Genomic DNA, 23788 nt, shown 5'->3' on the forward strand with positions numbered 1-23788 from the left:
CACGGCGCCGCTGTTCGGCGAGGTCGTGTCGGCGGGGGGCGTCGTGGTGGTCGGCGGAGTCGCCTCGGGCGGCGTCGTATTGACGGGCGGCGGCGCCGTGGGGTCGCTCGGCGGCGGGATCGTCGTCGTGTCGGCCGGCGGCATGGTCGCCGAGTCAGTCACCGCGCTGTCGTCAACGGTCGTGTTTTCGGCCTTCTTACCGCAGCCGGTAAGGCTGGTGGCGAGTAATGTGGCCGCCGCGATGGCGGTGAATGTCCGAAACATCATGGTGGAGTCCCTCAAGGAAAGGCTGCGCGCCGACAACTTGTTCACGGCCTCGTGAGTTCCCGAACCCGTGATCTCCCGGCAGGCAGGCGCCTGCTCCGGTCGTGCGGAGCGCAGGGAGGGCCTCGATGACCAGACGCGTGCGCAAGGCGGTGTTGCCGGTGGCCGGATTGGGGACGCGGGTGCTGCCCGTGGCCCGGGCCACGCCGAAGAACCTGTTGAACGTCTTCGACCGCCCGATCCTCTCCTATGTGGTCGAGGAGGCCCGCGCCGCCGGCATCGAGCACTTCGTCTTCGTCACCAGCCGCGGCCAGGGCGCCATCGAGGACTATTTCGACGGCAATCCCGAGATCGAGGGCGCGCTGGAGGCCAAGGGCAAGCACGACGTCCTGGCCGAGGTCCGCCGCGATATCCTGCAGCCCGGCTCCATGAGCTTCGTGCGCCAGATGGCGCCGCTAGGCCTAGGCCATGCGGTCTGGTGCGCCCGCGACATCGTCGGCGACGAGCCCTTCGCCGTCATCCTGCCCGACATGCTGATGGCCGCCGAGACCCCTGCCCTGGCCCAGGCCGTGGCGGCCCACGACAAGGTCGGCGGCAATATCGTCGTGGTCGAGGCCGTGCCCGACAGCGAGACCCACAAGTACGGCATCGTCGCCCTGGACGGCCGCGAGGGGCGTCTCAACCGCATGACCGGCATGGTCGAGAAGCCGCCCGCCGGGACCGCGCCGTCGAACCTGATCATTTCGGGCCGCTATATCCTGCAGCCGGAGATCTTCGAGCTGCTGGAACGCCAGGGCAAGGGCGCCGGCGGGGAGATCCAGCTCACGGATTCCATGGCCGAGCTGATGAAATCCCAGGACTTCCACGCCTTGGAATATGACGGCGTCACCTATGACTGCGGCGACAAGATCGGCCTGCTGCGGGCCAATATCGCCTTCGCGCTCGCCCGTCCCGACATGGGCGACGCCGCCCGCGCCGCGATCACGGCCCTGCTCTAGGCCGGCCCGTTGCGGCTGTTCATCTACGGCTACGGTTTCGCGGCCCAGGCGCTCACCCGCAGGCTCCAGCCGCAGGGCTGGAACATCTCGGCGACCTATCGGACCGCCGACGCCGCCCAGGCGATGACCGCCCAGGGGGTCGACCCTGTGGCCGCCGACGACATCGCCGGCGTGGCCGAGCACCTGGCCAGGACCCAGGCCATACTGATCGCCGCCCCGCCCGGTCCGGAGGGCTGCCCGGCCTTGCAGGTCCTGGTCCCGGCCCTGGCCCGCGCCGAGGCTTTCCCCGACTGGATCGGCTATCTCTCCACCACCGGGGTCTATGGCGACCGCAAGGGAGGCTGGGTGTTCGAGGACAGCCGCCTGGCCGCCCAGTCCACCGAGGGCGCCCGCCGGGTCGGCGCCGAGCGTGACTGGCTGGAGGTGGGCCGCGGCATGGGCCTGACGGTGACCGTCCATCGCCTGCCCGGCATCTACGGTCCCGGCCGCTCGGCCTTCGACCGCCTGCGCGAGGGCAAGGCCCGGCGCATCGCCGCCCCGGGCCAGGTGTTCAGCCGAATCCACGTGGACGACTTGGCTGCGGGCCTGGACGCCTCGATGGCCCGGCCGCGGGCGGGAGGCGTCTACAATCTCTGCGACGACGAGCCGGCGTCCAACAGCGACGTGGTGGCCCATGCCGCGCGCCTGCTGGGCCTGGCGCCTCCGCCCGAGGAACCGCTGGACCTGGAGGCCATGACGCCCCAGGCGCGGCGCTTCTACGCCGAGAGCAAGCGGGTGGCCAATGCACGGGCCAAGGCCGAGCTGGGCTGGCGGCCGGTCTATCCGACCTATCGCGAGGGCCTGGCGGCGATCCTGGCGGCCGGCGGGTAGGCACAGTCACCTCCTCTCCCCTTTCACGGGGTGAGGGTTGGGTGAGGGGATCGAGCCGCCACGCACCACTTGGCCGGACCGCCCCCCTCACCCTACCCTCTCCCCCCGAAGAGACGGGGGGAGAGGAGGTAGTCATTCCCCCCGCCGCACGAGATCCCGCGCCGCCACCAGCAGGACCGGTGTCCAGCTCAGGACCAGGGCGTAGGTCATCAGGGCGGCGCGGCTGTTGTCGATGGCGGCGAAGGCCGTGCCCACCATGGGCAGCAGCAGAAGCATGGCCAGGATCGGCCGACGGGTCTCGGGCGCCATGCAGATCCGCGCCAGCAGGAAGGCGTGCAGCGCCAGGGCCGCGAACTTGACCCAGGCGCCGTCGCTGGCGCGCAACAGCAGATGCGCCGAGCCCTCCAGGTCGCGGGTGATCTGGAGCAGGGTGAAGGTTTCAATATAGTCCGCGGCCAGGGCCAGCAGGGCGACGCCGATGGCAGGCAGCACCAGGGGCTTGCGCAGGCCGCCGCCCAGGAACATCGCCGCGCAGACGGCGAAGGCGGTGTAGGCCGGAATATAGGCCTTCACGTCGAGGTGGTTCACCGCGTCCATCGCGGTGACGATGGGGACGCGGCAGGCCTCCGGCGTGAACACTTTCAGCGACTGCTCGAGGGTGCGGGCCAGCTCGAAGTCCACCACCTTGCCCGGCGCCCAGCACGCGCCCGCCGCGGCGACCTGCGGCAGCATCTGGAAGGCCGCGGTGATCGCCACGGTGGCGAGGCCGGTCAGGACGGTGAGGCCCGCCCAGATGCGGTGGCTGTTCATGGCTTCCCCCAAATCAATGGCCGAGGCGCACTCTGCTTCCCGCGCGCCTGTGGAGGAACCCTCTTCGATCTCTCCTCGTCTTGCCCTAGCCTCAGCCTCCGGCCCCGGAGGAAACCCATGCCCAAGATCACAGCCCCGCTTCTGGGGGCCTTGCTGAGCTGCTCCAGCCTGACCGCGCTCGCCGCCCCCGCCCAGGAGAGCCGCGCCGTCGCGGGCCTGGCGGCGCCGGCGGAGATCCGGGTCGACACCTGGGGCATCGCGCACATCTATGCCGGCAGCGTCCGCGACGCCTTCTTCCTGCAGGGCTACAACGTCGCCCGCGACCGGCTGTGGCAGATCGACCTGTGGCGCAAGCGGGGGTTGGGCCTGCTGTCAAAGGACTTCGGCCCCACCTATGTGGCCCAGGACCGCGCGGCCCGCCTGTTCCTCTATCGCGGCGACATGACCAGGGAATGGGCGGCCTATGGGCCCGGCGCGGAGGCCAACACCACCGCCTGGGTGGCGGGCGTCAACGCCTTCGTGGACGAGATCGCGGCGGGCAAGCGGCCCCTGCCGCTGGAGTTCAAGATCGCCGGCTCCGCCCCTGACCGCTGGAGCCCGGAGGACGTGGTGCGCATCCGCAGTCACGGCCTGACCCGCAACGTTCCCAACGAGGTCGGCCGCGCCCAGATCGCCTGCAAGGCGGGCCTGCCGGCCGCCCGTCTCTATCGCTTCATCGAACCCAAATGGACCACCAAGGTCCCGGAAGGTCTCGATCCCTGCGCCATCCCCGCCGATGTGCTCGCCGACTATCAGCTGGCCGGTTCGGGGGTGAAGTTCAGCGGGCCGCCGGAGCAGCGCGCCGCCCTGGAAATTCCGCCCGAGGCCATCGGGTCGAACAACTGGACGGTCTCCGGATCGCGCACGGCGACGGGCCGGCCGATCCTGGCCAACGACCCGCACCGGGAGCATGGCGCCCCGGGCCTGCGCTACATCGTCCACATGAACGCGCCGGGTTTCTCGGTGATCGGGGCCGGTGAACCGGCGCTGCCCGGTGTCTCCATCGGCCACAATGGCAAGATCGCCTTTGGCCTGACCATCTTCCCCGTCGATCAGGAAGACCTCTACGTCTACGAGACGCAGGGCGACCGCTATCGCTACGGCGACGGCTGGGAGGCCATGAGCGTGGTGCAGGACGCCATCCCGGTGAAGGGCGAGGCCGCGCCGCGTTCCGTTGAGCTGCGCTTCACCCGCCACGGGCCTGTGCTGAAGACCACCGAGGGCAAGGCCTTCGCCATCCGCACGGTCTGGAGCCAGCCGGGGACCTCGGCCTATTTCGGCTCCACCGGCTACATGCAGGCCCAGGACTGGACCAGCTTCAAGGCGGCCCTGGCCGGCTGGGGCGCGCCGAGCGAGAATCAGGCCTATGCCGACACCTCGGGCCACCACGGCTGGGTGGCCGCCGGGATGGTCCCGGCGCGGCCCAACTGGGACGGTCTGCTGCCGGTGCCGGGCGACGGGCGCTATGAGTGGAAGGGGTTCCTCGAGCCAGACGAACTGCCCAGCGTGGCCGATCCGAAACAGGGCTGGTTCGCCTCGGCCAACCAGATGAACCTGCCGGCCGACTATCCGGTGGCGCAGCGCAAGGTGGGGTTCGAATGGTCCAACGCCGCCCGATTCCTGCGGGTGAACGAGGTGCTGGCCGCCAAGGACAAGCTGACCGTGGCCGACGCCATGGCCCTGCAGACCGATCCCTATGACATCACCGCGCGGCGGCTGGTCGCCGTGCTGGCGCCGTTGAAGACCGATGACCCCAAGCTGGCCGCCGCCCTGGCCCTGCTGCGCGGCTGGGATCACCGCACGTCGGAGGGCAGCGCCGGGGCGGCCCTGTTCGAGGTCTGGACCGGCAAGCACCTGGGCCGGACCGTGGTCGCCGCCGCGACGCCCGCGTCCGTGCACGGGGTCATCGGCAATGGCGACCTGGCCGCCGTCATGCACCTGCTGGACCACCCCGACGCCACCTTGCCCGCCGCCGCCCGCGACGGGGTGCTGAAGACCAGCCTGATCGCCGCCTTTGACGAGGTCGCCGCGCGCCTCGGGCCTGACCCTACGACCTGGGCCTGGGGCCGGCTGCATCATGCGCGACTTGAACACGCCCTGACCCCGCTGGCCGACGCCGCCACCAGGCCCCTGCTGGCGGCGGGACCGACGCCGATGGGCGGAACCAGCCTCTCGCCGATGGCGGCCAGCTGGCGGCCGGATGACTTCCGGGTGGTGGCCGGCGCCTCGTTCCGCATGGTCCTGGACGTGGGCGCCTGGGACAACAGCATGGCCATCAATACGCCCGGCCAGTCGGGAAACCCCGAGAGCCCGCACTATCGCGACCTGTTTCCGAAATGGGTGAAGGGCGAGTACGTGCCGCTGGCCTATTCGCGCAAGGCGGTGGAGGCGGCGACGGAAACCGTGATCTCGCTCGCACCTGCGCCGTGAGCCTATCGGCGGCCTCAGATATCCTGCGGGCCGGCGGCATTGACAATTGGGGGTCTGACCGGGAAAACCCGCGCTCTAGATCCGCCGGAGTTCCAAGTGACCTACATCGTCACCGACGCCTGTATCAAATGCAAGTTCATGGACTGCGTGGAGGTGTGTCCTGTGGACTGCTTCTATGAGGGTGAGAACTTCCTGGCGATCAATCCGGACGAATGCATCGACTGCGGCGTCTGCGAACCTGAGTGCCCGGTGGACGCCATCAAGCCCGACACCGAGGATACGCCCGACTCCAAGTGGCTGAAGATCAATACCGACTACGCCAAGATCTGGCCCAACATCACGGTGAAGGGCGAGCCGCCGGCCGACGCCGAGGCGTTCGAGCGCGAGACCGGCAAGTTCGAGAAGTATTTCAGCGAAAAGCCCGGCCGCGGCTCCTGACCGACCCAGCGCCCACGGGGCGCAAGCCTTTCTTTGGGCTGAATTTTATGCTAGGGTGACAATGACGTGGCGAGAAGCGTTTCGCGCCCGCCATGTCGTTTCTGCAGAAGAGCCGTCCCCGGCCGCATACGCCTTGAACAGGCGAAGGGTGTCCTAGAGGTCTATTCCGTTCTCAAGAATGTTGGTCGCCGCAGATTTTGCGGACGGACACCTTTCGCCTTGGGCTCTCGGAAAACCTGGATGCGTCGATGGGATCGGACGAGGTCGAAGGGACTTAGCTGATGAGCAAGACTGGTCTGGATTTCTCGATTGGAGATCACGTCGTCTATCCGGCCCACGGGGTGGGTCAGGTACAGGGGATCGAAACTCAGGAAGTGGCCGGCTACTCGCTCGAAGTCTATGTGATCACCTTCGACCACGAGAAGATGACCCTGCGCGTTCCCACCGCCAAGGCCCGCACCGCCGGCCTGCGCTCGCTGGCCGAGGGCAATGTGGTCAGCCAGGCGCTCACCACCCTGAAGGGCCGTGCGCGGGTGAAGCGCACCATGTGGTCGCGTCGCGCCCAGGAATACGAAGCCAAGATCAATTCCGGCGACCTGATCTCCATCGCCGAGGTCGTCCGCGACCTGCACCGCGCCGAGAACCAGCCCGAGCAGTCCTATTCCGAACGCCAGCTCTATGAGTCGGCGCTGGACCGCATGGCCCGCGAAGTCGCCGCCATCGAACAGATCGACCGCGACGCCGCCATCGGCATCCTCAACAAGAACCTGATCAAGGCCGTCGCCGCCTAAGGCGCCGATCTCCGCCGATCTACGAGACGCCCGGCCTGCGAAGGCCGGGCGTTTTCGTTCGAGCTGCCCGTCCATGCCTCCGTGCGCGGTGAGCAGGATGGGGCCATGGCCCCTCTCCCCGGGCGCGGTTTTCGGGCATCCTCCCCGCCCGACGTCGGGCCGGCAAGGAGTGAGCATGGCGGAGCGCGCGCCCATCAGTTTCAGCGACCTGCTTGCCCGGCCGCGGGAGCCGGCTGACGCCCGGATCGCCTACGGTCCGCTGGATCTGCAGTTCGGAGAGCTGTGGCTGCCCACGGGCCCCGGCCCCCATCCGCTGGTGGTGATGATCCACGGCGGCTGCTGGCTGGCCGACCTGCCGGGGCTGGAGCTGATGGACCAGGCCTGCGCGGATCTGAAGGCCAGCGGCGTCGCGGTCTGGAACCTGGAATACCGCCGCATCGGCCACGAGGGCGGCGGCTATCCTGGCACCTTCCAGGATGTGGCCGCCGGCGTGAACCACGTGCGGGGACTGGCCAGGACCTACCCCCTGGACCTGAAGCGGGTGGTCGTCGCAGGCCACTCGGCGGGCGGACACCTGGCGCTCTGGAGCAGCGTTCGAGGTCCCCTGCGAGGCCCCGATCCCTTCATTCCCAAAGGCGCGGTCAGCCTGGCCGGGATCATCGACCTGGCGGCCTATCACGCCACCGGGCCGGACGCCTGCGGCGGCCCCGGAACCATCGAGGCGCTGGTTGGGGCCGAGAGCCGCGGGAGCCGGGACGTCTATGCCGACACCTCCCCCCTGGCCCTGCTGCCGCTCGCCCTGCCCTATGCGGTGATCTCAGGCGCGCTGGATCCCATTGTTCCCTCGCGCTTCGGCGCGGCCTTCGGGGCCGCCGCCAAGGCCAAGGGTGACGCGATGAGGGTGCTGGACCTGGAAGGCGCGGGGCACTTTGAGCTGATCGACCCCACGGCCCCGGCCTGGGTCGTCATCAAGGCCGACATCAAGTCCCGGCTGGCTTGACGTTGGGTCCCGCTTGACGCGGCAAGCCCGCACCGAAAAGGTCGCGCCAACGACCAAAGGGAGATGCGCCATGAAACTCTACGACTCGATCGGCCCCAATCCGCACGTGGTGCGCATCTTCATCGCCGAGAAGGGCATGACGATCCCCGCCCAGAAGGTGGACCTGATGGCGGGCGAGAACCGCAAGCCACCCTATACCGAGACCGTCAATGTCGCCGGCCAACTTCCCGCGCTGGAACTCGATAACGGCCACAAGGTCTGCGAAATCCTGCCGATCTGCGAGTATCTGGAAGAGGTCCAGCCCTCCCCGCCCCTGATCGGCTCCAATGCCGAGGAGCGGGCCGAGACCCGCATGTGGACCCGGCGCATCGACCTCAACATCTGCGAGCCGATGGCCAATGGCTTCCGGGCCGCCGAAGGGCGCCCGCTGTTCGAGAGCCGCATGAAACTGGTGGGCCCCGAGGGCGCGGCCGACCTGAAGGCCATCGCCAAGGACCGTCTGCTCTGGCTCGACGGCCAGATGACCGGCGATTTCGTCTGTGGCGGCCGCTTCACCCTGGCCGACATCCTGCTGTTCGGCTTCCTGAAATTCGGCGCGACGGTGGGCCAGCCGGTCCCTGACGAGGCCAAGTGGCTCAAGGGCTGGATGGAGCGGGTCGGGGCCCGGCCCAGCGCGGCCGCCTAGAGCCTGATCCGTTGAGGTGGAATCGCTTCGCGATTCCGCCGATGCGGTGGATCAGGCTCCAGATACAAGCGAGAGCATGGTTCACGCCTGAGCCGGGACCGCTGCGCGGTTCCGTCTCAAGCGATCATGCTCTAGGCCTAGAACTCTTCCCAGCTTGCCGAGGCGGCGGCCTTGCCGCCGCCGAAAGCCGACGTCAGCCGGGCCCGGTCGCGAGCGACCGGGTTGCGGGCCGGGGCGTGCCGCTCGGCCCGCGCCAGTTCCGGCCGCACGGGCTGAGCCCCGGTCTGGAAGCGGCCCACCAGCCTGGTCAGCTCCACGGCCTCGCTACGCAGGTTGGCGGACGCAGCGGTGGCTTCCTCCACCATGGCCGCATTCTGCTGGGTCACCTGGTCCATCTGGTTGACGGCGGTGTTGACCTGGGCGAGCCCGACGGCCTGCTCCTGTGACGACTGGGCGATCTCGGCGATCAGGCCGTCGATCTCGGTGACACGTCCGACGATTCCCACCAGAGCGTCGCCGGTCTCGCCCACCAGGCGGACCCCGGAATTGACGTGGGCCGACGAGGCGCTGATCAGGGCCTTGATCTCCTTGGCCGCGTCGGCCGAGCGCTGGGCCAGGGCCCGAACCTCGGATGCGACGACGGCGAAGCCGCGGCCTGCTTCGCCGGCCCGAGCGGCCTCGACCCCGGCGTTCAGGGCCAGCAGGTTGGTCTGGAAGGCGATTTCGTCAATGACGCCGATGATCTGGGTGATCTTGCCGGAGCTCTGCTCGATCTCACCCATGGCGGCGACCGCCTCGCGGACCACCTCGCCGGAGCGCTGAGCGTCACCCTTGGCGGTGGTGGCGGCGTTGAAGGCTTGCTTGGCGCCTTCGGCGCTGCGCTTCACGGTGGCGGTGATCTGGTCCAGGGCCGCAGCGGTCTCCTCCAGGCTGGCGGCCTGCTGCTCGGTGCGGCGCGACAGGTCGTCCGACGCGCTGGCGATTTCGTCGGCCCCGCCCCGGATTCCGCCGGAAGAGGCGGCGATGGAGGTCAGGGCCTCACGCAGGCTCTGGATAGCCTTGTTGAAGTCCTCCTTGATCTGCTGGTAGCGGCCGTCAAAACGCGCCTCGATCTGGGTGGTCAGGTCGCCGGCGGCCACCCGCTGCAGGCTGTCGGCCAGGGCGCCGACCACCAGGTTCTGCTCGGCCTCGGCCGTGGCGCGCTCGGCCTCATTTCGCGCCCGCTCCAGCTCGACCTCGGTCACGTCCGTGGCGAACTTGATGACCTTGTAGGGACGTCCGGCCTCGTCCAGCACGGGGTTGTAGGAGGCCTGAATCCAGCAAACCGAGCCATCCTTCCTGATCCGCTGGAACTTGGCGGCGACAAACTCGCCATTGTTCAGATCCCGCCAGGACTCGCGGTATGCCGCGCTGTCCTTCTGGTCGGGCGGCACAAACATGCTGTGATGGCGACCCTCGATCTCAGCCGCCGTGTAGCCAAGGGCGTCCAAGAAATTGGCGTTCGCCCGGAGGATCGTCCCATCGAGCTTGAACTCGATCACCGCCTGAGACCGGTCCATGGCGTTGACCTGCGCCTCGAGCTCGCGAACGCGCTGAGCCTCCCGCGCCTTTTCCTGAGCACGACCACCAAACCGCATCCGACCGCTCCACATCCTCACCAGTTCTTGCGGCAACTCATCGCACTGCGATCGCTAACGACCTCCTAATTGAAGCCCCGTTTCGTGAAGCGACTGCGGGTTCCGGCGCTCCAGGCCCGTGGAGTCAGGCGCGTGCGCGCTTTGACGCGGTAAACAGAAGCCTAATTGAATTGCCGCGGCGGCTTGCTGTAGGTCAGGTTGTGCGTTGGACAGGTGACGCCAACCTCAGGACGAGCGGTGTGATGTCACTTATCCAACTGGTTTCCGCCCTCGTCGGCGACACGGAGCTGGCGGTCGTGGTGACGGACGGCGAGCTGGCGGCGCCCGGTCCGAACATCCTCTATGTGAACGCGGCGTTCGAACGCATGACCGGCTATGCCAGTCACGAGGTGGTCGGAAAGAGCCCCCGAATGCTGCAGGGATCAGCCACCAGCGTCGCGGCCAAGAAGCGATTGGCGCGGGCGTTGCGCCTGGGCGTCACACATCGGACGACCCTGATGAACTATCGCAAGTCCGGGGAGGCCTATCGGTGCGAGATCGAGGTCTTTCCGCTGCTCACCCCCTCCGGAGAGCCCTTCGCCGCCGTCGCCTTGGAGCGCGAGGTCCCTCGTCGTCCCGGCCGACGATCCGCCGCGTAGGCGGCCGGCGGCCCGAGGCTCAGTCCGCCGGAGCCTGCACAGGCTCGGTCACCATGGCGCGCGGCCCACGTTCCAGCTCCCGGGCCAGGACCTCCCTGTCCAGGTCCCCATCCCAGCGGGCCACGACGAGGGTGGCCACGCCGTTGCCCACCAGGTTGGTGAGCGCGCGGCACTCGCTCATGAACCGGTCCACCCCCACCAGCAGGGCCAGCGCCGCGATGGGAATCTCCGGAATGACCGCCAGGGTGGCGGCGAGCGTGATGAAGCCTGCCCCCGTCACGCCGCTGGCCCCCTTCGAGGTGAGCATGGCCACCCCCAGCAGGGTCAGCTCCTGGGTCAGGGTGATGGGCGTGTTGGTGGCCTGGGCCAGGAACAGGGTGGCCAGGGTCATGTAGATGTTGGTGCCGTCGAGATTGAAGCTGTAGCCCGCCGGGATCACCAGGCCCGCCGTGGTCGTGCCGGCTCCCAGGCGCTGCATCTTGTCGATCATCTGCGGCAGCACCGACTCCGAGGACGAGGTCCCCAGGACGATCAGCAGCTCCTCGCGGATATAGGCCAGGAACTTCAGGATCGAGAAGCCGGACATCCAGGCGATCAGGCCCAGAACCACCAGCACGAACAGCAGGCTGGTGAGGTAGAAGGTCCCCACCAGGGCGGCCAGCTTCACCAGGGCGGCGACGCCGTACTTGCCGATGGTGAAGCCCATGGCCCCGAAGGCCCCGATGGGCGCCAGACGCACCACCACCTGGATGATGGAGAAGAAGACCTTGGAGATGTCCTCCAGGGCCCCGGCCACCTTGTCGCCGAAGGGGCCGAGCCGGGTGCAGGCCAGGCCGGTGATCACCGCGATCACCAGCACCTGCAGCAGCTGGCCATCGGCGAAGGCCCCGAAGAAGGTGTCGGGGATCAGGTTCAGCAGGTACTGGACGAGGTCAGGACTGTGGTGAGCCTTCTCCACGTATTCTTCCGCCACGCTCGGATCGAGGCTGGCGGGATCGACATTGAAACCGACACCCGGCTGGATCCACTTGCCCACCACCAGGCCGATGATCAGGGCGATGGTCGACACCACCTCGAAGTAGATCAGGGTCTTGGCGCCCAGGCGGCCGAAGGCCTTGATGTCGCTCATCCGGGCCATGCCGGCGGCGATGGTGCAGAAGATGACCGGGGCGATGGCCATCTTGATCAGCTTGATGAAGGCGTCGCCCAGCGGCTTGAGTTGAACGCCGATCTCGGGCCACAGCCAGCCCACCAGCACGCCAAGGGCGATGCCGATAAGCACCTGAACATAGAGCAGCCGGAAATGGCGCAGAGCCCCCATTCGCATCTTCCCTTTCGCCGCCATGCGCCCTTGCGCTATCACCCCACCGGTCTGGCCCGGTAGCTCAGCAGGATAGAGCAGCGCTTTCCTAAAGCGAAGGTCGGGGGTTCGAGTCCCTCCCGGGCCGCCACGCACTTCGGAACCACTTAAGAGTGGGTCTTTTCCCACTTAAGAGTGAGTCAGGTGGGCATCTGCAGCATGGCTGGGGTCTGCCCCGCAGATGCGTCCAGTCGTCTAAGTGATGGAAGCTGCGGAGGCGGACGGTGCTGCCGCCCACGAGCCGGAAGAACTCGTAGCGTACCGAAAGAAACGGCTTCGTTGGAGGACTGAGCTTGGCGCGACCTGGGTTTAGCGCCAAGAGCGGCCATTGGCTCCCGGCCGGAGAGCGGACATTCGACTGCTTCGCGGCTGAACCTACACGATAACCGATACGGGGTAGTCGCCGCGAGTAGGTGCGCGCTAGTTGGACGACTCTGCAGGTCAGCCGGACACGGCGAGCTCTGTTGATCGTTCGACTTAGATGGCTGCAGGACTGCGCGTCGAACAATCGTCACCATATGACTTGGCCCGAGCGGGTATCGGTTATGCTCGGCCAGCAAATCTGCATCAGCCAGCAATCGCTGCGCGTAGGTACAACGGGCCGAACGGTGGATAGCAAATCGCACCCTCCGTTCACGTGTCCAGCATGTCCCATTCGTCCCCCATCACCCACCGGATCGCCGAGAGTTTGCCGTTGATCATCCCCCATTCGAAGTTGGTCCAGGGGCCCATCTCATCCGGGCCGAGCTCCTCCTCGGTGCGCTTCGCGGCGGCTAGCGCGCGCTCCCACACGGTGTCGACGGTCATCTTCTGCCGGCGCTTCGGCCCGGCCTTTTCCCACTCTTCGTAGGTGACCAGCTTGTGCTTGCCGCGCTCAATCTCGGTGCGCAGATTCCAGTGCCTGTTGTACCAGACCTGCCGAAACAGTCTGTCCTCGGCGTCGCGCAGCTCGCTCAGCTTGCGCGAGTCCTGGCTAAACTCACGTTCGAACCGTATCTCTTCAATCAGGTCTTCAGCAAACTCGCCGATCAGGCCGGCGAGGTTGGTCAGGTAGCGAGACGCCGCGCCGTCGAACAGACCCGCGAGATCGAGGTGCGGCTCGCGCGTGTCACCGCCCTTTTGGCTGAAGTCGTGGATGTTGTGGGTGACGAAGCCGTAGATGTCCCCTGCCTCCTGCCGCGCTGCGAGGGCGTCGATGTAGGTCTCGATCAGCAGTGCGTCGTCGATGCCGTTCCTCTGCCGGTGGAACGGCGCGATTTTAGCGATGGCGCGGTCTGCGGCGCGGGCCTTCATAGCGTCGGTGAGCTCAATTTTGGTCGCCGTCGCGAATAGCTTTTCGATGATCTCGATTGCGTCGTTGATCGGCTCGCCCGCGACCGCGATGAGGTGATCGACCTCATTCAGATGGCTGAGCGTAGCGTCACGCCGATCATCAGGCGCGAACCGAACGACCGCGTCCCGCACGAGCCGGAAGTGGGCCGACAGGCTGCGCTTGCTCTCGGCGGCCACGCGATCCTTGTTGCGCTCGAATTCCTCCAAGACGATTTGCGGAAGGATCAGTTCGAGATCACCTGCCTCGCACAATGCTGCTGTGGCTTCCAGCACCGGCAATTGGCGATAGTCTTTGGCGATGTCGAGCCAGACGCAGGTGTCGACTAGCAAATGTAATTTCATGGCCGTTCCCCAATAGCCGCAAGCATGCTTGCAGAATTACCGCCCACCGGCGAGCCTGCCTTACCTCATCTCGGTCGCTACCAGGGCCAACGGTTGGGGTATTCAGCCACCACCCAGGTCTGACTTCAATTCGAACACTTGGAGCCAAGAAGGAAATCAACACGTTGCGAAAAACGATGGGTTTTGCGCAGCCTGTCACGGGCCTCACGTGGCTCCACCGCCTCCCGCTATCGCCAATCCGCCCGACTGGCCGCGCTGGACACCTGGACCGAACACAACACCGAGGAAGCCCGCCAAACCCCATCCTCGACAGTGCGCTCAGCAGAACATGAATGACTCGCGAATATGCAGCCGGGAACCTGGCGACGCCTGGAAGTCAGTCTGCTTCGAGAGCGCGTCTGCGCGGGAAGCCCATTGCATTGCTTCCGATGGCGAGGTCGGATGGCCGCCTCTCCAGACCAACGACAGACGGTAACAGATGACTGAAATCGCGGCGGTAGACCTGGATCTATCCTACACCGCCGAGAAGGTGAGCGTTCGGCTGTTCGCCCCCGAGTGGGACGAAGAGCACGGGACATGGTCCTGCAGGTTTGAGATCAGCGAACCCCTGGATTTGGAGCGCACGATATATGGCGTCTCCAGCCTGCAGGCGCTCACCCTCGGCGTGAAGACGCTGTCCGCTTATCTCTACGGATCGGACCTCTACAAGAATGGCGAGCTGGGAGTTTATGGGCAGTTCGGTGGCAGCCTTTCCATCCCGGCGCCACAAGCAATGCTCGACAGGGCTCCGTTTCCCTTCTGATCGTCCATACTTATTTACGGCGGAGACAACTCGACCTCCGACTGCCTCCACTGCCAGACACTTCGGCTACAGGGCTCTGAAGAGGGCGCCCTGGCCGAAGGTCCCGGAATTCCCGGACAATTCCCCCTGCAAACCGTCAACGCACTTCGCGATTCTTGGCTCAACCCGCCGAAGACGCCGCGATTTGGGCCTCCGTCTTGCGTTCTTGACGGCGTGGGGAGTTGCTACCCGATCCCGGTCGCGCCGACCCGAGAGCATGCGGAGATGCTCCTCAGTCGAATCGAGACAATCCGGAAAGACTTCATTCCGTTGGCATAGGCGTGACTGAGGGCCCTCCAGGCGGGGACAAGTCGCCCTTCCGCCCACCGCCAGACCGCCTATTTCGGGTCGGGCAGGCCCAGGATGCGCTTGGCGATGATGTTGTTCTGAATCTCGTAGGAGCCGGCGAAGATGGTGTTGGCCTTGCCCGACAGCCACTCGCGGACATAGGCGAGCTCCTCCGGCGCGAAGGCCTCGCCCTCCCAACCAACGCCCAGGCCCAGGGCCTCAACCAGCAGTTCGGATCGCTCCTGCACCAGCAGGGACGAGACGTTCTTGAGGATGGACGTCGCCGCCGTCGGCCCGTTGGCGCCCGCCTCGACGATGGAGCGCTGCAGGGTCAGGTTGAAGGCCTTGCGGTCCATCAGGTGCCGGGTCAGCCGGCTGCGGTAGTCGGCGTCGGCCAGGCGGCCTTGGGCGTCGCGCCCCAGGCGCTCTGCGGCCACCGTCTCGATGGCGCGCTGCTCGGTGGCGCGGGCGGGGGCGTCCTCGTTGCGCTGGCGTTCGTACTGCAGCAGGCGCTTGCCGACGGTCCAGCCGCCGTCGAGCGGTCCCACCAGATTGGCCTTGGGGACCTCCACGTCCGTGAAGAAAGTCTCGCAGAAGGGGGAGCGGCCCGAGATCAGCTGGATCGGCTTCACCTCCACGCCAGGCGAGCGCATGTCGATGAGCAGGAACGAAATCCCGTCGTGCTTGCGTGTGGGGTCGGTGCGCACCAGGCAGAAGCACCAGTCGGCGTACTGCGCCCCGCTCGTCCACAGCTTCTGGCCGTTGACCAGGAAGTGGTCGCCCTTGTCCTCGGCGCGAGTCTGAAGCGAGGCGAGGTCGGAGCCCGCATTGGGCTCGGAATACCCCTGGCACCAGCGGGTTTCGCCCCGGGTGATCGGCGGGATGTGCTGCTGCTTCTGCGCTTCGGTCCCGTATTCCAGGAGGGTCGGACCCAGCATGCGAACCCCCATGCCCCAGCCGATCGGATTCCAGCCGCCGACGCCGCGGATTTCCTCGCGTAGCACCCGGGCCTGCGCCGGGGTCAGGCCGCCGCCGCCGTAGGCGCTGGGCCAGGTGGGCGTGCCCCAGCCCTTGACGCACAGGGCCTGTTTCCATTTCGCGAGGTCCTCGCGCCCCTCACCGTCGCCCTCCGCCTGAGCCTGTTTGCCGGCCAGGGCCTTGGGGAAATTGGCCGCCAGCCAGGCCTGAACCTCGGCGCGGAACGCCTCGAGCGAGATGGCGGGAGAGAGGGAAGCCGGCATGGATCGGGCCTTTCGGACGACGGGAGTAGCCCCCGACCTAACAATTAGTGCGAACGTCAGCAACAACCCACGCACACGGCGATCGAAGGCGTTTTGCAGGATCATCCCGCTTGGCTATGCTCCCCCCCTTGGCCTGATCCGGAAACATGCGCGCGCCCATCTCCACCGAGCTGACCCGCGCGGACCTGTTCCAGCGCCTGTGGGGCGAGCCCCTGTCCTCGGTGGCGGCCGACCTGGGCCTGAGCGCCAGCGGCCTGGCCAAGCTCTGCGACCGGACGGCGATCCCCTATCCGACCCGGGGTCACTGGGCGAAGGCTAGGGCCGGCCGCGCCGGGCCGACGCCCGACCTGCCCCCCGCGCCTGAAGGGGCAAGCGATCAGATCCGCATCACCCCTGGCCAGGCCGTGTCGCGCCGCGCGCCCGCACGCCTGTCACCGGAGGACCGCCGCGAACAATTGCTGGAGGTCGCGGCGCGGATCATCGTGCAGGACGGCCTGCATGCCTTGACCATCAAGCGGGTCGCTCGGGACGCCGGGCTCACCGCGCCGCGCGCCTACCACTTTTTCCCGACTGTCGATAACCTGATGGCCGAGTTGGCCCGCCGGGAGTTGCAGGCCATCCGCACGGCGCAGGCGCACCGGATCAACACCGCCGAGCGGCCAGCCGAACGTCTGCGCCTCTCCACCGTGACCTATCTTCGCCAGGTGGCCGAACGCGGGGTGCTGCTGCAGACCCTGCAGAACGCGCCCGCCGTGCGCCGCGCCCTGCGCGCCGAGCAGCGTGCGATCCGGGCCGACAACACCAACGTCGTGGCCACGCGGTTCAGCGACAGCCACCACGTTCCCTCCGACGTTTCCCGCGCCGCGACGACGGTGCTCACCAGCGCGGTGCTGCGGACGGGACGCATCCTGGCGCGGGGGCGGCTGGACCTGTCGCTCGCAGAGACCCTGGCCGCCGACATCGTCGAGGCCGGCAACCGGCGGCTAGCCGCGCGGTTCGAGACCCCGCCGGGCAGCGACGTCGAGGACGCCTAGGACCAGTTCGCGACACAGCAGGGCGCCGCGCTCGAGATCAAGCTCCCCCTGAAAGGCGAGGCGGCCGCATTCCTCAGGCATGGTCATGCCGATGCTGAGACAGGCGATGGTCTCGCGCAGATCCAGGTCGATGGCCTCGCGAGCCTTGCGCGCCAGGCGCCCGGCCACACCAGCCCGGATGGCGGCGGCGCGCGGCGAGACATGTCCCACCATGAAACGGTCGCGCAGGATGATCTGGATCAGTGGGCCGGTCCTGGCCACGTGGCGATAGTAGATGTCCGCCACATCGCCGGCCGCCGTCGCCAGGTCGGGCGCGCCGACAGCTGCGTCCAGGGCGCCGGCGACATCTTCCAGCGAGCGCTCCAGCAGAGCGTTGTAGAGATCCCAGGGCTCCGGGAAATAGCGATAGATCAAGGCCTTGCTGACCTTGGCCGCCTGGGCCAGCGCCTCGACGCCCACCGGCAGGACGCCCTGCCCCAGCACCCGCTCGGCGGCCACGTCCAGCAGCTGAGCGCGGCGCTCGTGAGGCGGCAACCGCTGTCCCCGTCGCGGTCGCTTCGAGGTCACGGCCAAGCGCGCATCCGCCGAACTGTCGCGTGATCGCTCATGGGCATGCCGCCGTTCCGATTCGACTGTCGGTGCAGTCTAGCGCCAGCCGGACCTGTGCGGCGCCCCGTTCGAGAACCGAAGCCCGTCGTTGTTAGTGCGAATGTCATTAAACCGGTTGTCTCGCCGGATCGCTGGTGCAATGCTTTGACCACAAGAAGACCGGGAGGAGACGGCATGCCCTATGCTTCGGGACGCGTGTTCCACGACGCCGACAGCCACGTCATGGAGCCGGCCGACTGGTTGGCGCCCTTCGCCGAAGAGGACATGAAGGAGCGGCTGACGCGCCGCGACCCGCCCTCCACCCGGCCGCCCGTCGAGGCGCCGAAGGAGAAGGTGATCGAGGGGCTGATCGCGGGGCCCAAGGGCCGCCTGGCCTACGGTTCCTGCGACACCGCCGAGCGTATCCGGGCCATCGAGGAGCTGGGCTTCGCCAGCCAGTTGGTCTTCCCCACCTCCGCCCTGCGTCCGTTCCGGACCAGCAAGGACGAGGATATCCTCTATGCCGGCGCGCGGGCCGCCAACCGCGCCATGGCCCACTTCTGCGGCGACCCGCGCCTGCTGGGCGTCGCCTATGTGCCGCTGGACAATCCGGCCCGCGCGCTCGAAGAGGCCCAGGAGGCCATTCGCCTCGGCTGCAAGGCCATCTGGGTGCCCTCGACGGCGGCGGGCGACAAGTCTCCGGGCCACCCCGACCTCGACCCCTTCTGGGCCTTGCTGGCGGCCAAGAAGGTCCCCTTCGTCCTGCACATCGGCGCGGGCTCCCGCACCCTGCCTCAGGAATACGTCAACAACGGCAAGGCCAAATCGCCCGACCTGCACGGCGGCGGCGAGAACCTGCGGTTCAAGGACTATGTCGCCCTGCCCCACTCCGCCGAGATGTTCCTTGGCGCGCTGGTCTATGACGGCCTCTTTGACCGTCAGCCTGACCTGAAGGGCGGCGCCATCGAGTACGGCGCCTACTGGGTGCCGGGGTGGCTGCGCCAGATGGACATGGGCGCGCGCTCCTTCGGCCGCACCGACCCCTACCTGCAGAACCTCTCGGCCAAGCCCTCGGAGATCATCCGGCGGCAGGTCAAGTTCACGCCCTTCCCCGGCGAGGACGCCGGCTATCTGATCCGCGACAGCGGCGCCGACCTCTACATGTTCTCCAGCGACTACCCGCACCCGGAGGGGACCAACGATCCCATCGGCCGGTTCGAGCGCACCTTCGGGGACTTGGGCGAGGCTGACCGGGACGCCTTCTACCGCGCCAATTTCGAAGAGATGATGGGCGGACTCTGACGCCGCCTTTCGCAAGGGAACACGCCATGACCGACGCGACCACGCATGACCAGATCACCGGTCCCTTCCGGGCGCCGCACAATGGCTTCCAGGCGGCTCCAGGCTCCATCCACAATGACGAGGTGGCCTCCAAGCTCGGCTTCAAGGGGGGCACGGTTCCAGGCTCGGTCCACATGGATCAGTTCGGCCCCATGCTGCTGGAACTCTATGGCGAGGCCTGGTTCGAGACTGGCAATCTCTCCCTCCACTTCGCCCAGGCGACCGTGGACAAGGAAGAGGTGCAGGCGATCGTCCATCCCGGCGAGCCTCGGGCGCGCCTGCAGATGTTCAATCGTTCGGGCCAACAGGTCTGCGTCGGCACCGCCTCGGCTGAGGCCCGCGACACCGGCTCGGAGGTCGCCCGCCGCATGGCCGAACAGACCGAGGCCGATCCGGCGACCTTGCGCATCTATGCCGACATCAAGGTGGGAGACACCACCGCCGACATCCCCATGAAGGTCAGCCGCGAAAGCTATGATGTCTCGCTCGGCCGCATCACCGAGCGGCTGGCGATCTATGACGAGAAGGGGGTGCTGTCGCCGGCCCACATCATCCGCCTGGCGCACATGAGCCGACCCTTTGTCCTGGCCAAGTCCAAGCAGCCCTATGTCGGCCTGTTCGGCGCGCTGGAGGTTCGGCTGTTGGCCGGCCCCGTCCTGGCGGACCGTGACTATGTGGGCCGCACCACCATGCGCAAGATCACCGAGAGCCCGCGCACGGAGAACGTCTGGTACGAGGTGGACATCGCCGATCCGCAAACCGGCAAGGACGTGGCCAGCGTCACCTTCATGATCCGCGCCATGAAGGCCTCTTCGCCCCTCTGGGGCTGAGCCCGGGCCCCAGTACAGGAAGAGTTGGCATGACCGACACGCTCATCGGCGACGACATCAAGGCTCGCGTGGACAAGGCCGTCGATGTGGGGATGGCCACCGCCGTCTGGGCCCAGGTTCACCCGGACAAGGTCGCGGTCTATGAGGGGCTGGACGGCCGCACGCGCAGCTTCGGAGAGCTGAACGCCAACGCCAACCGTTTGGTGCGGCTGATGCGGGCCCACGGACTGCAAGCCGGCGACGCCATCGCCCTGCTCTGCACCAATCGCATGGAATTCGCCGACGTGCTGTTCGCCTCCCTGCGCGGCGGCTTGCGGATGACGCCGGTGAACTGGCACCTGAAGCCCGAAGAGATGGCCTATGTCATCGACAACTGTGAAGCCAAGGCCCTGTTCGCCGACACCCGCGTAGCCGGCGCCGCCGAGGCGGCCGGCCAGTGCCCCCAGCTGAAGCTGAGGGTTTCCATTGGCGGCGACCTGCCGGGCTTCATGCCGTACGAGACCATCGACGACCACCCAGGCGAGGACCTCACCGATCCGGTGCGCGGCTCCACCATGCTCTATTCGTCGGGCACCACGGGTCGCCCGAAGGGTGTCTACAAGCCCAACGCCCAGGCGGTGGGCGGCTATGACGCCATCTACGACCGCGCCGTGGACAAGCACATCTGCACCGGCCCCGGCTACCACGCCTCGCCCCTGGCCGGAGACATCCGCCGGGCGCTGAACAACGGCGTGCCCACCGTGCTGATCGACAGGTGGGACACCGAGCAGGTCCTACGCACCATCCAGGAGCTGAAGGTCACCCGCGGCCATTTCGTGCCGATCATGTTCCAGCGGATGCTGGCCTTGCCGGCGGAGGTGCGGGCGAAGTATGACCTGAGTTCGCTCAAGCGCATCACCCACGGCGCGGCCCCCTGCCCGCCCGAGGTCAAGGCCGCCATGATCGAATGGATCGGCCCCAAGCTGTTCGAGTACTACGCCGGCTCAGAGGGCGGGGTCGGCTTCACCGTCAGCTCCGAGGACTGGCTGAAGCGCCCGGGCACGGTGGGCCGCCGGCCGCACAAGGCCGCCGCCCGCATCCTCGATGAGAATGGCGACGAGTGCCCGCCAGGCGTGCCCGGCGCGATCTATATGAGCCTCACCGACCAGGGTGGGTTCAGCTACTACAAGGACGACACCAAGACCGAGGCCAACCGCAAGGACGGCTACTTCACCATGGGCGACGTCGGCTATCTCGACGAGGATGACTGGCTGTTCCTCACCGGGCGCAGCGCAGAGACCATCATCGCCGGCGGGGTGAACATCTACCCGCAGGAGATCGACAACGAGCTGATCAAGCATCCTGCCGTCGAGGACAGCTGCACCGTCGGCGTGCCCCACGACGAGAGGGGCGAGGAGGTCCGGGCGGTCATCCAACTGAAGCCCGGGATCGAACCCACTGAGGCGCTGAAGCGGGAGATTCTGGACTATGCCGCCCGCGTGGTCGCCAAGTTCAAGGTCCCCCGCGCCGTGGACTTCGTCGAGGCCCTGCCCCGCAGCGAAGCCGGAAAAATCCAGCGCAACAAGGTCCGCGCGCCGTACTGGGAAGGCCGGTCTCGAGCCATCTGAGGACGGGGGAGACGCTAGGAGATAGGTCGACCTCGGCTGGGCGCACCGCCAGACCGTCAGGGCAACTTGGCGCGTCTCCGAGACCCAGTCGCCAAAGCCCCGGCCCACCGGGCTTCCAGCGAGATCAATCCGTCATCCGGCCTGGTCTGCGAAGGCCTAATTCGCCCCCCGAATGTGCTTGCCGGTGACCTCGCGCTCGAACTGCGCGAATGACAGCAGCACGTTGAGGGTCAACCGCCTGCACGCTTCACTCCGTGTCCACCTTGGGAACAAGGAAGCGCCCGGCGATCAGCGCCGCCTCGGTTCTGTTGCGGGCGCCAGTGAGCTTGAGAATGGTGTGGGTGTGGCTCTTGGCTGTGCCCAAGGTGATGCCGAGGGTGTCAGCTATCTCCTGGTTTCCCATCCCAATCGCGATGCATTTGAGCACCTCCAGCTGCCTCGGGGAAAGCTTGCCAACCAGTCGCGCCGCAGCACCTGACCGGGCGTCGAGCAGCGGCATCGCCGGAAACTGCTCACCGCCGGCGGCGACCGTTGCGACCGTTGCCTGAAACGCTTCAATCTCGAAGCTCTTGCAAGCATATCCCTTCGCGCCGGCGTCTTTCGCCTGCCTCGCGAACGACGGATTGACCCGGTCATCAATGGCGATCAGGCGGATCGGCGAGTGTCGCGCGATGAACCGTTCCAGGCCCTTGAAATCGTATCCAATGGAAAACAGGTCCACGAGGATAAGGTCAGGCTTCTCGCGTTCGATTTCCGCGCTCGCCTCGGACAGAGAGTTTGCGAAACCCGGCAAAATGAAGCCGCTGACGCTAGCGACGGCGCTTGCGATCGCGCCTCGACACATCGGCTTTTCCTCGAGAATCATCGCCGTTCGAACAACTGGCGACTCGATCGACCCTTTTGACAAACAGCACATCCCCCAAACCACGCACACCGCCCCGACCGCCTGGCTGCCATTACAGGTCAGTCGGTTTCGAGCGAGTTGCGATACCCACAATCGCTGCATGGGTAATCGGCTTGATGTATAATGGAAAGGCCGAAGAAATTTGATTTTCGTCAAATTTCAATAGATTCTACCGATCTATCCAAAGATGTAGATAGTACGATCTATGCAATAATATATAGTGTTGGTGTAGTTATAGTCATGGATCGCTAAAGGTGACCCTCCGATCTAGCAACTGCCAGTCTATGAACTTCACTATTTTAATAATAGACAACAGTCTGTCGCCACACGCTCGATGATCGCCTGGACTCATGAAGCTGAATGCTGACGCGCAATCGCTTCTCGGAGGGTCAAGCCGGTCCTCAGCAGGAGCTGCCGGGAGTCGCCTCGTCACCCTGGCCCGGGTTGCCGGCAGACCTCGAGCGCAGGCTGATACCGCACCCATCTGAAGGTCGGCCGACCCCTAGATCGCTGGCGCGGCTCCATCCAATGCGGCCTCCATGGCGATCAAGAGCTTGGCCGCGTCGATCGGCTTGCCGACAAGACCATCCATGCCGGCCTGCATGTAGGAACTCAGATGATAGGCCATCACATTGGCCGTCAGGGCGAGAATGGGCGTCCGTGCGCTCCCCCTTCCGGACTCCTCCTGGCGTATGATGCGGGTTGCGGTCAGCCCATCCATGACCGGCATCTGGGCGTCCATGAGGATCAGATCCCAGTCCGCCGCCCGCCAAGCCTCCACGGCTTCCGCCCCGTTCTCGACGACGACGGGGTTGAGGCCCGCCTGCTGAAGGATCGTCTGGATGACAATCCTGTTCACGGGGTTGTCTTCGGCGACCAGGATGCGGAGAGCGCCGGGATCGTCGAATGCCGCTTCGTCGGCCGCCGCGGCCTCCCGTGAAGTCGTCCGCTGGCGTTCCATCTGGGGCAACGGCAGCCTGGCGGTGAAGGTGGAGCCGACACCTTCCTCGCTCTCGACGGTGACGTCGCCGCCCATCAAGCGGGCGAGTTCGCGGGAAATCGCCAGGCCCAGGCCTGTGCCGCCGAACCTTCTGGTGATCGAGGGGTCAGCTTGGGTGAACTTCTGGAACAGGTCGCCGATCTTTTCTGGCGATATCCCAATCCCAGTGTCGCGGACGGAGAAGCGCAACTGGCCGTCCGCGTTCGACACCGCCAGGGCGACCAGCCCGTGGGAGGTGAACTTCAGGGCGTTGGAGGCCAGGTTGCTGACGATCTGGCGGACGCGCGTCGGGTCGCCCTTGAAGATCCCCTCGGCCTCCGGCGCGATCTCCAGGGTTAAGGCGACGTCCTTCCCGGCGGCCATGGCCTGGAGGTTGGCGAAGACGGCGCGGGCGATCTCGGCGAGGTCGACCTCCCCCGCCTCGATGGTCAGTTTTCCGGCCTCGATCTTGGAGATGTCCAGCAGGTCGTTGAGCAGGCT

At 66.8% G+C, this 23788-nt stretch carries 22 protein-coding genes and 1 tRNA gene; 15 read left to right on the top strand and 8 right to left on the bottom strand.

Annotated elements, in window-relative coordinates:
• The first annotated feature begins 43 nt into the window (after positions 1-43).
• From Q8Q77_RS09655 to Q8Q77_RS09665, 3 genes are all read left to right on the top strand, one after another.
• Positions 44-322 carry a hypothetical protein gene (locus Q8Q77_RS09655; protein WP_305583366.1) on the top strand — a complete coding sequence of 93 codons (279 nt, stop codon included), beginning with the start codon at positions 44-46 and terminating at the stop codon, positions 320-322.
• 70 nt (positions 323-392) lie between these two features.
• The gene (locus tag Q8Q77_RS09660) at positions 393-1262 is read left to right on the top strand and encodes a UTP--glucose-1-phosphate uridylyltransferase (protein WP_305583367.1); all 870 of its coding nucleotides are present in this window, start codon (positions 393-395) and stop codon (positions 1260-1262) included.
• A gap of 9 nt (positions 1263-1271) precedes the next feature.
• On the top strand, positions 1272-2132 hold the full coding sequence (locus Q8Q77_RS09665; RefSeq protein WP_305583368.1) for an SDR family oxidoreductase: 861 nt from the start codon (positions 1272-1274) through the stop codon (positions 2130-2132).
• A 132-nt stretch (positions 2133-2264) separates the two neighbouring features.
• On the opposite strand, the gene Q8Q77_RS09670 is transcribed toward Q8Q77_RS09665, so the two are convergent.
• Positions 2265-2942: a hypothetical protein gene (locus tag Q8Q77_RS09670; RefSeq protein ID WP_305583369.1), complete on the bottom strand. Its 678-nt coding sequence runs from the start codon at positions 2940-2942 to the stop codon at positions 2265-2267.
• Positions 2943-3059: 117 nt separating this feature from the next.
• On the opposite strand from Q8Q77_RS09670, the gene Q8Q77_RS09675 reads away from it, so the two are divergent.
• From Q8Q77_RS09675 to Q8Q77_RS09695, 5 genes are all read left to right on the top strand, one after another.
• Positions 3060-5411: a penicillin acylase family protein gene (locus Q8Q77_RS09675; protein WP_305583370.1), complete on the top strand. Its 2352-nt coding sequence runs from the start codon at positions 3060-3062 to the stop codon at positions 5409-5411.
• A gap of 96 nt (positions 5412-5507) precedes the next feature.
• Positions 5508-5849, top strand: coding sequence for a ferredoxin FdxA (fdxA, locus tag Q8Q77_RS09680; RefSeq protein ID WP_304776309.1), 342 nt, complete (start codon positions 5508-5510; stop codon positions 5847-5849).
• A gap of 281 nt (positions 5850-6130) precedes the next feature.
• Complete coding sequence (locus tag Q8Q77_RS09685) at positions 6131-6640, top strand: CarD family transcriptional regulator (RefSeq protein WP_304776308.1); 510 nt, start codon at positions 6131-6133, stop codon at positions 6638-6640.
• 175 nt (positions 6641-6815) lie between these two features.
• Positions 6816-7640: an alpha/beta hydrolase gene (locus Q8Q77_RS09690; protein ID WP_305583371.1), complete on the top strand. Its 825-nt coding sequence runs from the start codon at positions 6816-6818 to the stop codon at positions 7638-7640.
• Positions 7641-7710: 70 nt separating this feature from the next.
• Positions 7711-8325: a glutathione S-transferase family protein gene (locus Q8Q77_RS09695; protein WP_304776303.1), complete on the top strand. Its 615-nt coding sequence runs from the start codon at positions 7711-7713 to the stop codon at positions 8323-8325.
• Positions 8326-8462: 137 nt separating this feature from the next.
• On the opposite strand, the gene Q8Q77_RS09700 is transcribed toward Q8Q77_RS09695, so the two are convergent.
• On the bottom strand, positions 8463-9962 hold the full coding sequence (locus Q8Q77_RS09700) for a PAS domain-containing methyl-accepting chemotaxis protein (protein ID WP_305583372.1): 1500 nt from the start codon (positions 9960-9962) through the stop codon (positions 8463-8465).
• 242 nt (positions 9963-10204) lie between these two features.
• On the opposite strand from Q8Q77_RS09700, the gene Q8Q77_RS09705 reads away from it, so the two are divergent.
• Positions 10205-10600 (top strand): PAS domain-containing protein, encoded by a 396-nt coding sequence (locus tag Q8Q77_RS09705; RefSeq protein ID WP_305583373.1) that lies wholly within the window; start codon positions 10205-10207, stop codon positions 10598-10600.
• Between the two features lie 19 nt (positions 10601-10619).
• Here the strand turns inward: Q8Q77_RS09705 and dctA are convergent, their stop codons facing one another.
• Positions 10620-11921, bottom strand: a complete 1302-nt coding sequence (dctA, locus tag Q8Q77_RS09710; RefSeq protein ID WP_305583374.1) for a C4-dicarboxylate transporter DctA — start codon at positions 11919-11921, stop codon at positions 10620-10622.
• A gap of 53 nt (positions 11922-11974) precedes the next feature.
• Here dctA and Q8Q77_RS09715 point away from each other — a divergent pair.
• Positions 11975-12051 (top strand) — tRNA-Arg (locus Q8Q77_RS09715).
• Between the two features lie 542 nt (positions 12052-12593).
• On the opposite strand, the gene Q8Q77_RS09720 is transcribed toward Q8Q77_RS09715, so the two are convergent.
• Positions 12594-13634, bottom strand: a complete 1041-nt coding sequence (locus tag Q8Q77_RS09720; RefSeq protein WP_305583375.1) for a PIN domain-containing protein — start codon at positions 13632-13634, stop codon at positions 12594-12596.
• 478 nt (positions 13635-14112) lie between these two features.
• Here Q8Q77_RS09720 and Q8Q77_RS09725 point away from each other — a divergent pair, with 478 nt between their 5' ends.
• Positions 14113-14436: a hypothetical protein gene (locus Q8Q77_RS09725; RefSeq protein ID WP_305338829.1), complete on the top strand. Its 324-nt coding sequence runs from the start codon at positions 14113-14115 to the stop codon at positions 14434-14436.
• 377 nt (positions 14437-14813) lie between these two features.
• Here Q8Q77_RS09725 and Q8Q77_RS09730 read toward each other — a convergent pair whose 3' ends face one another.
• On the bottom strand, positions 14814-16004 hold the full coding sequence (locus Q8Q77_RS09730; RefSeq protein WP_305583376.1) for an acyl-CoA dehydrogenase family protein: 1191 nt from the start codon (positions 16002-16004) through the stop codon (positions 14814-14816).
• 146 nt (positions 16005-16150) lie between these two features.
• Between Q8Q77_RS09730 and Q8Q77_RS09735 the strand changes: the two genes are divergently transcribed.
• Positions 16151-17038, top strand: coding sequence for a TetR/AcrR family transcriptional regulator (locus Q8Q77_RS09735; protein WP_305583377.1), 888 nt, complete (start codon positions 16151-16153; stop codon positions 17036-17038).
• Here Q8Q77_RS09735 and Q8Q77_RS09740 read toward each other — a convergent pair.
• Positions 16988-17572: a TetR/AcrR family transcriptional regulator gene (locus Q8Q77_RS09740; protein ID WP_305583378.1), complete on the bottom strand. Its 585-nt coding sequence runs from the start codon at positions 17570-17572 to the stop codon at positions 16988-16990. The two genes, Q8Q77_RS09735 and Q8Q77_RS09740, sit on opposite strands and share 51 nt — an antisense overlap.
• 249 nt (positions 17573-17821) lie before the next feature.
• Between Q8Q77_RS09740 and Q8Q77_RS09745 the strand changes: the two genes are divergently transcribed.
• Genes Q8Q77_RS09745 through Q8Q77_RS09755 form a run of 3 tightly spaced genes read left to right on the top strand, consistent with a single transcriptional unit; the run spans position 17822 to position 21404 of the window.
• Positions 17822-18928 carry an amidohydrolase family protein gene (locus Q8Q77_RS09745; protein ID WP_305583379.1) on the top strand — a complete coding sequence of 369 codons (1107 nt, stop codon included), beginning with the start codon at positions 17822-17824 and terminating at the stop codon, positions 18926-18928.
• 26 nt (positions 18929-18954) lie between these two features.
• Positions 18955-19797: a hypothetical protein gene (locus Q8Q77_RS09750; protein ID WP_305583380.1), complete on the top strand. Its 843-nt coding sequence runs from the start codon at positions 18955-18957 to the stop codon at positions 19795-19797.
• 29 nt (positions 19798-19826) lie between these two features.
• On the top strand, positions 19827-21404 hold the full coding sequence (locus tag Q8Q77_RS09755) for an AMP-binding protein (protein WP_305583381.1): 1578 nt from the start codon (positions 19827-19829) through the stop codon (positions 21402-21404).
• Between the two features lie 247 nt (positions 21405-21651).
• On the opposite strand, the gene Q8Q77_RS09760 is transcribed toward Q8Q77_RS09755, so the two are convergent.
• The gene (locus Q8Q77_RS09760; protein WP_305583382.1) at positions 21652-22269 is read right to left on the bottom strand and encodes a response regulator transcription factor; all 618 of its coding nucleotides are present in this window, start codon (positions 22267-22269) and stop codon (positions 21652-21654) included.
• A gap of 541 nt (positions 22270-22810) precedes the next feature.
• On the bottom strand, positions 22811-23788 hold a 978-nt coding region (locus Q8Q77_RS09765; protein ID WP_305583383.1), incomplete at its 5' end, for an ATP-binding protein.

Source organism: Phenylobacterium sp., assembly GCF_030698145.1.
Taxonomy (GTDB): Bacteria; Pseudomonadota; Alphaproteobacteria; order Caulobacterales; family Caulobacteraceae; genus Phenylobacterium.

Coding starts and splice junctions, on each gene's coding strand:
- Q8Q77_RS09750 (WP_305583380.1), top strand. CDS start 18,955: ATGACCGACGCGACCACGCATGACCAGATCACCGGTCCCTTCCGGGCG.
- Q8Q77_RS09690 (WP_305583371.1), top strand. CDS start 6,816: ATGGCGGAGCGCGCGCCCATCAGTTTCAGCGACCTGCTTGCCCGGCCG.
- Q8Q77_RS09735 (WP_305583377.1), top strand. CDS start 16,151: ATGCGCGCGCCCATCTCCACCGAGCTGACCCGCGCGGACCTGTTCCAG.
- Q8Q77_RS09760 (WP_305583382.1), bottom strand. CDS start 22,269: ATGATTCTCGAGGAAAAGCCGATGTGTCGAGGCGCGATCGCAAGCGCC.
- Q8Q77_RS09695 (WP_304776303.1), top strand. CDS start 7,711: ATGAAACTCTACGACTCGATCGGCCCCAATCCGCACGTGGTGCGCATC.
- Q8Q77_RS09670 (WP_305583369.1), bottom strand. CDS start 2,942: ATGAACAGCCACCGCATCTGGGCGGGCCTCACCGTCCTGACCGGCCTC.
- Q8Q77_RS09660 (WP_305583367.1), top strand. CDS start 393: ATGACCAGACGCGTGCGCAAGGCGGTGTTGCCGGTGGCCGGATTGGGG.
- Q8Q77_RS09685 (WP_304776308.1), top strand. CDS start 6,131: ATGAGCAAGACTGGTCTGGATTTCTCGATTGGAGATCACGTCGTCTAT.
- Q8Q77_RS09705 (WP_305583373.1), top strand. CDS start 10,205: ATGTCACTTATCCAACTGGTTTCCGCCCTCGTCGGCGACACGGAGCTG.
- Q8Q77_RS09675 (WP_305583370.1), top strand. CDS start 3,060: ATGCCCAAGATCACAGCCCCGCTTCTGGGGGCCTTGCTGAGCTGCTCC.
- Q8Q77_RS09720 (WP_305583375.1), bottom strand. CDS start 13,634: ATGAAATTACATTTGCTAGTCGACACCTGCGTCTGGCTCGACATCGCC.
- Q8Q77_RS09700 (WP_305583372.1), bottom strand. CDS start 9,962: ATGCGGTTTGGTGGTCGTGCTCAGGAAAAGGCGCGGGAGGCTCAGCGC.
- Q8Q77_RS09745 (WP_305583379.1), top strand. CDS start 17,822: ATGCCCTATGCTTCGGGACGCGTGTTCCACGACGCCGACAGCCACGTC.
- Q8Q77_RS09755 (WP_305583381.1), top strand. CDS start 19,827: ATGACCGACACGCTCATCGGCGACGACATCAAGGCTCGCGTGGACAAG.
- Q8Q77_RS09725 (WP_305338829.1), top strand. CDS start 14,113: ATGACTGAAATCGCGGCGGTAGACCTGGATCTATCCTACACCGCCGAG.
- Q8Q77_RS09730 (WP_305583376.1), bottom strand. CDS start 16,004: ATGCCGGCTTCCCTCTCTCCCGCCATCTCGCTCGAGGCGTTCCGCGCC.
- dctA (WP_305583374.1), bottom strand. CDS start 11,921: ATGGGGGCTCTGCGCCATTTCCGGCTGCTCTATGTTCAGGTGCTTATC.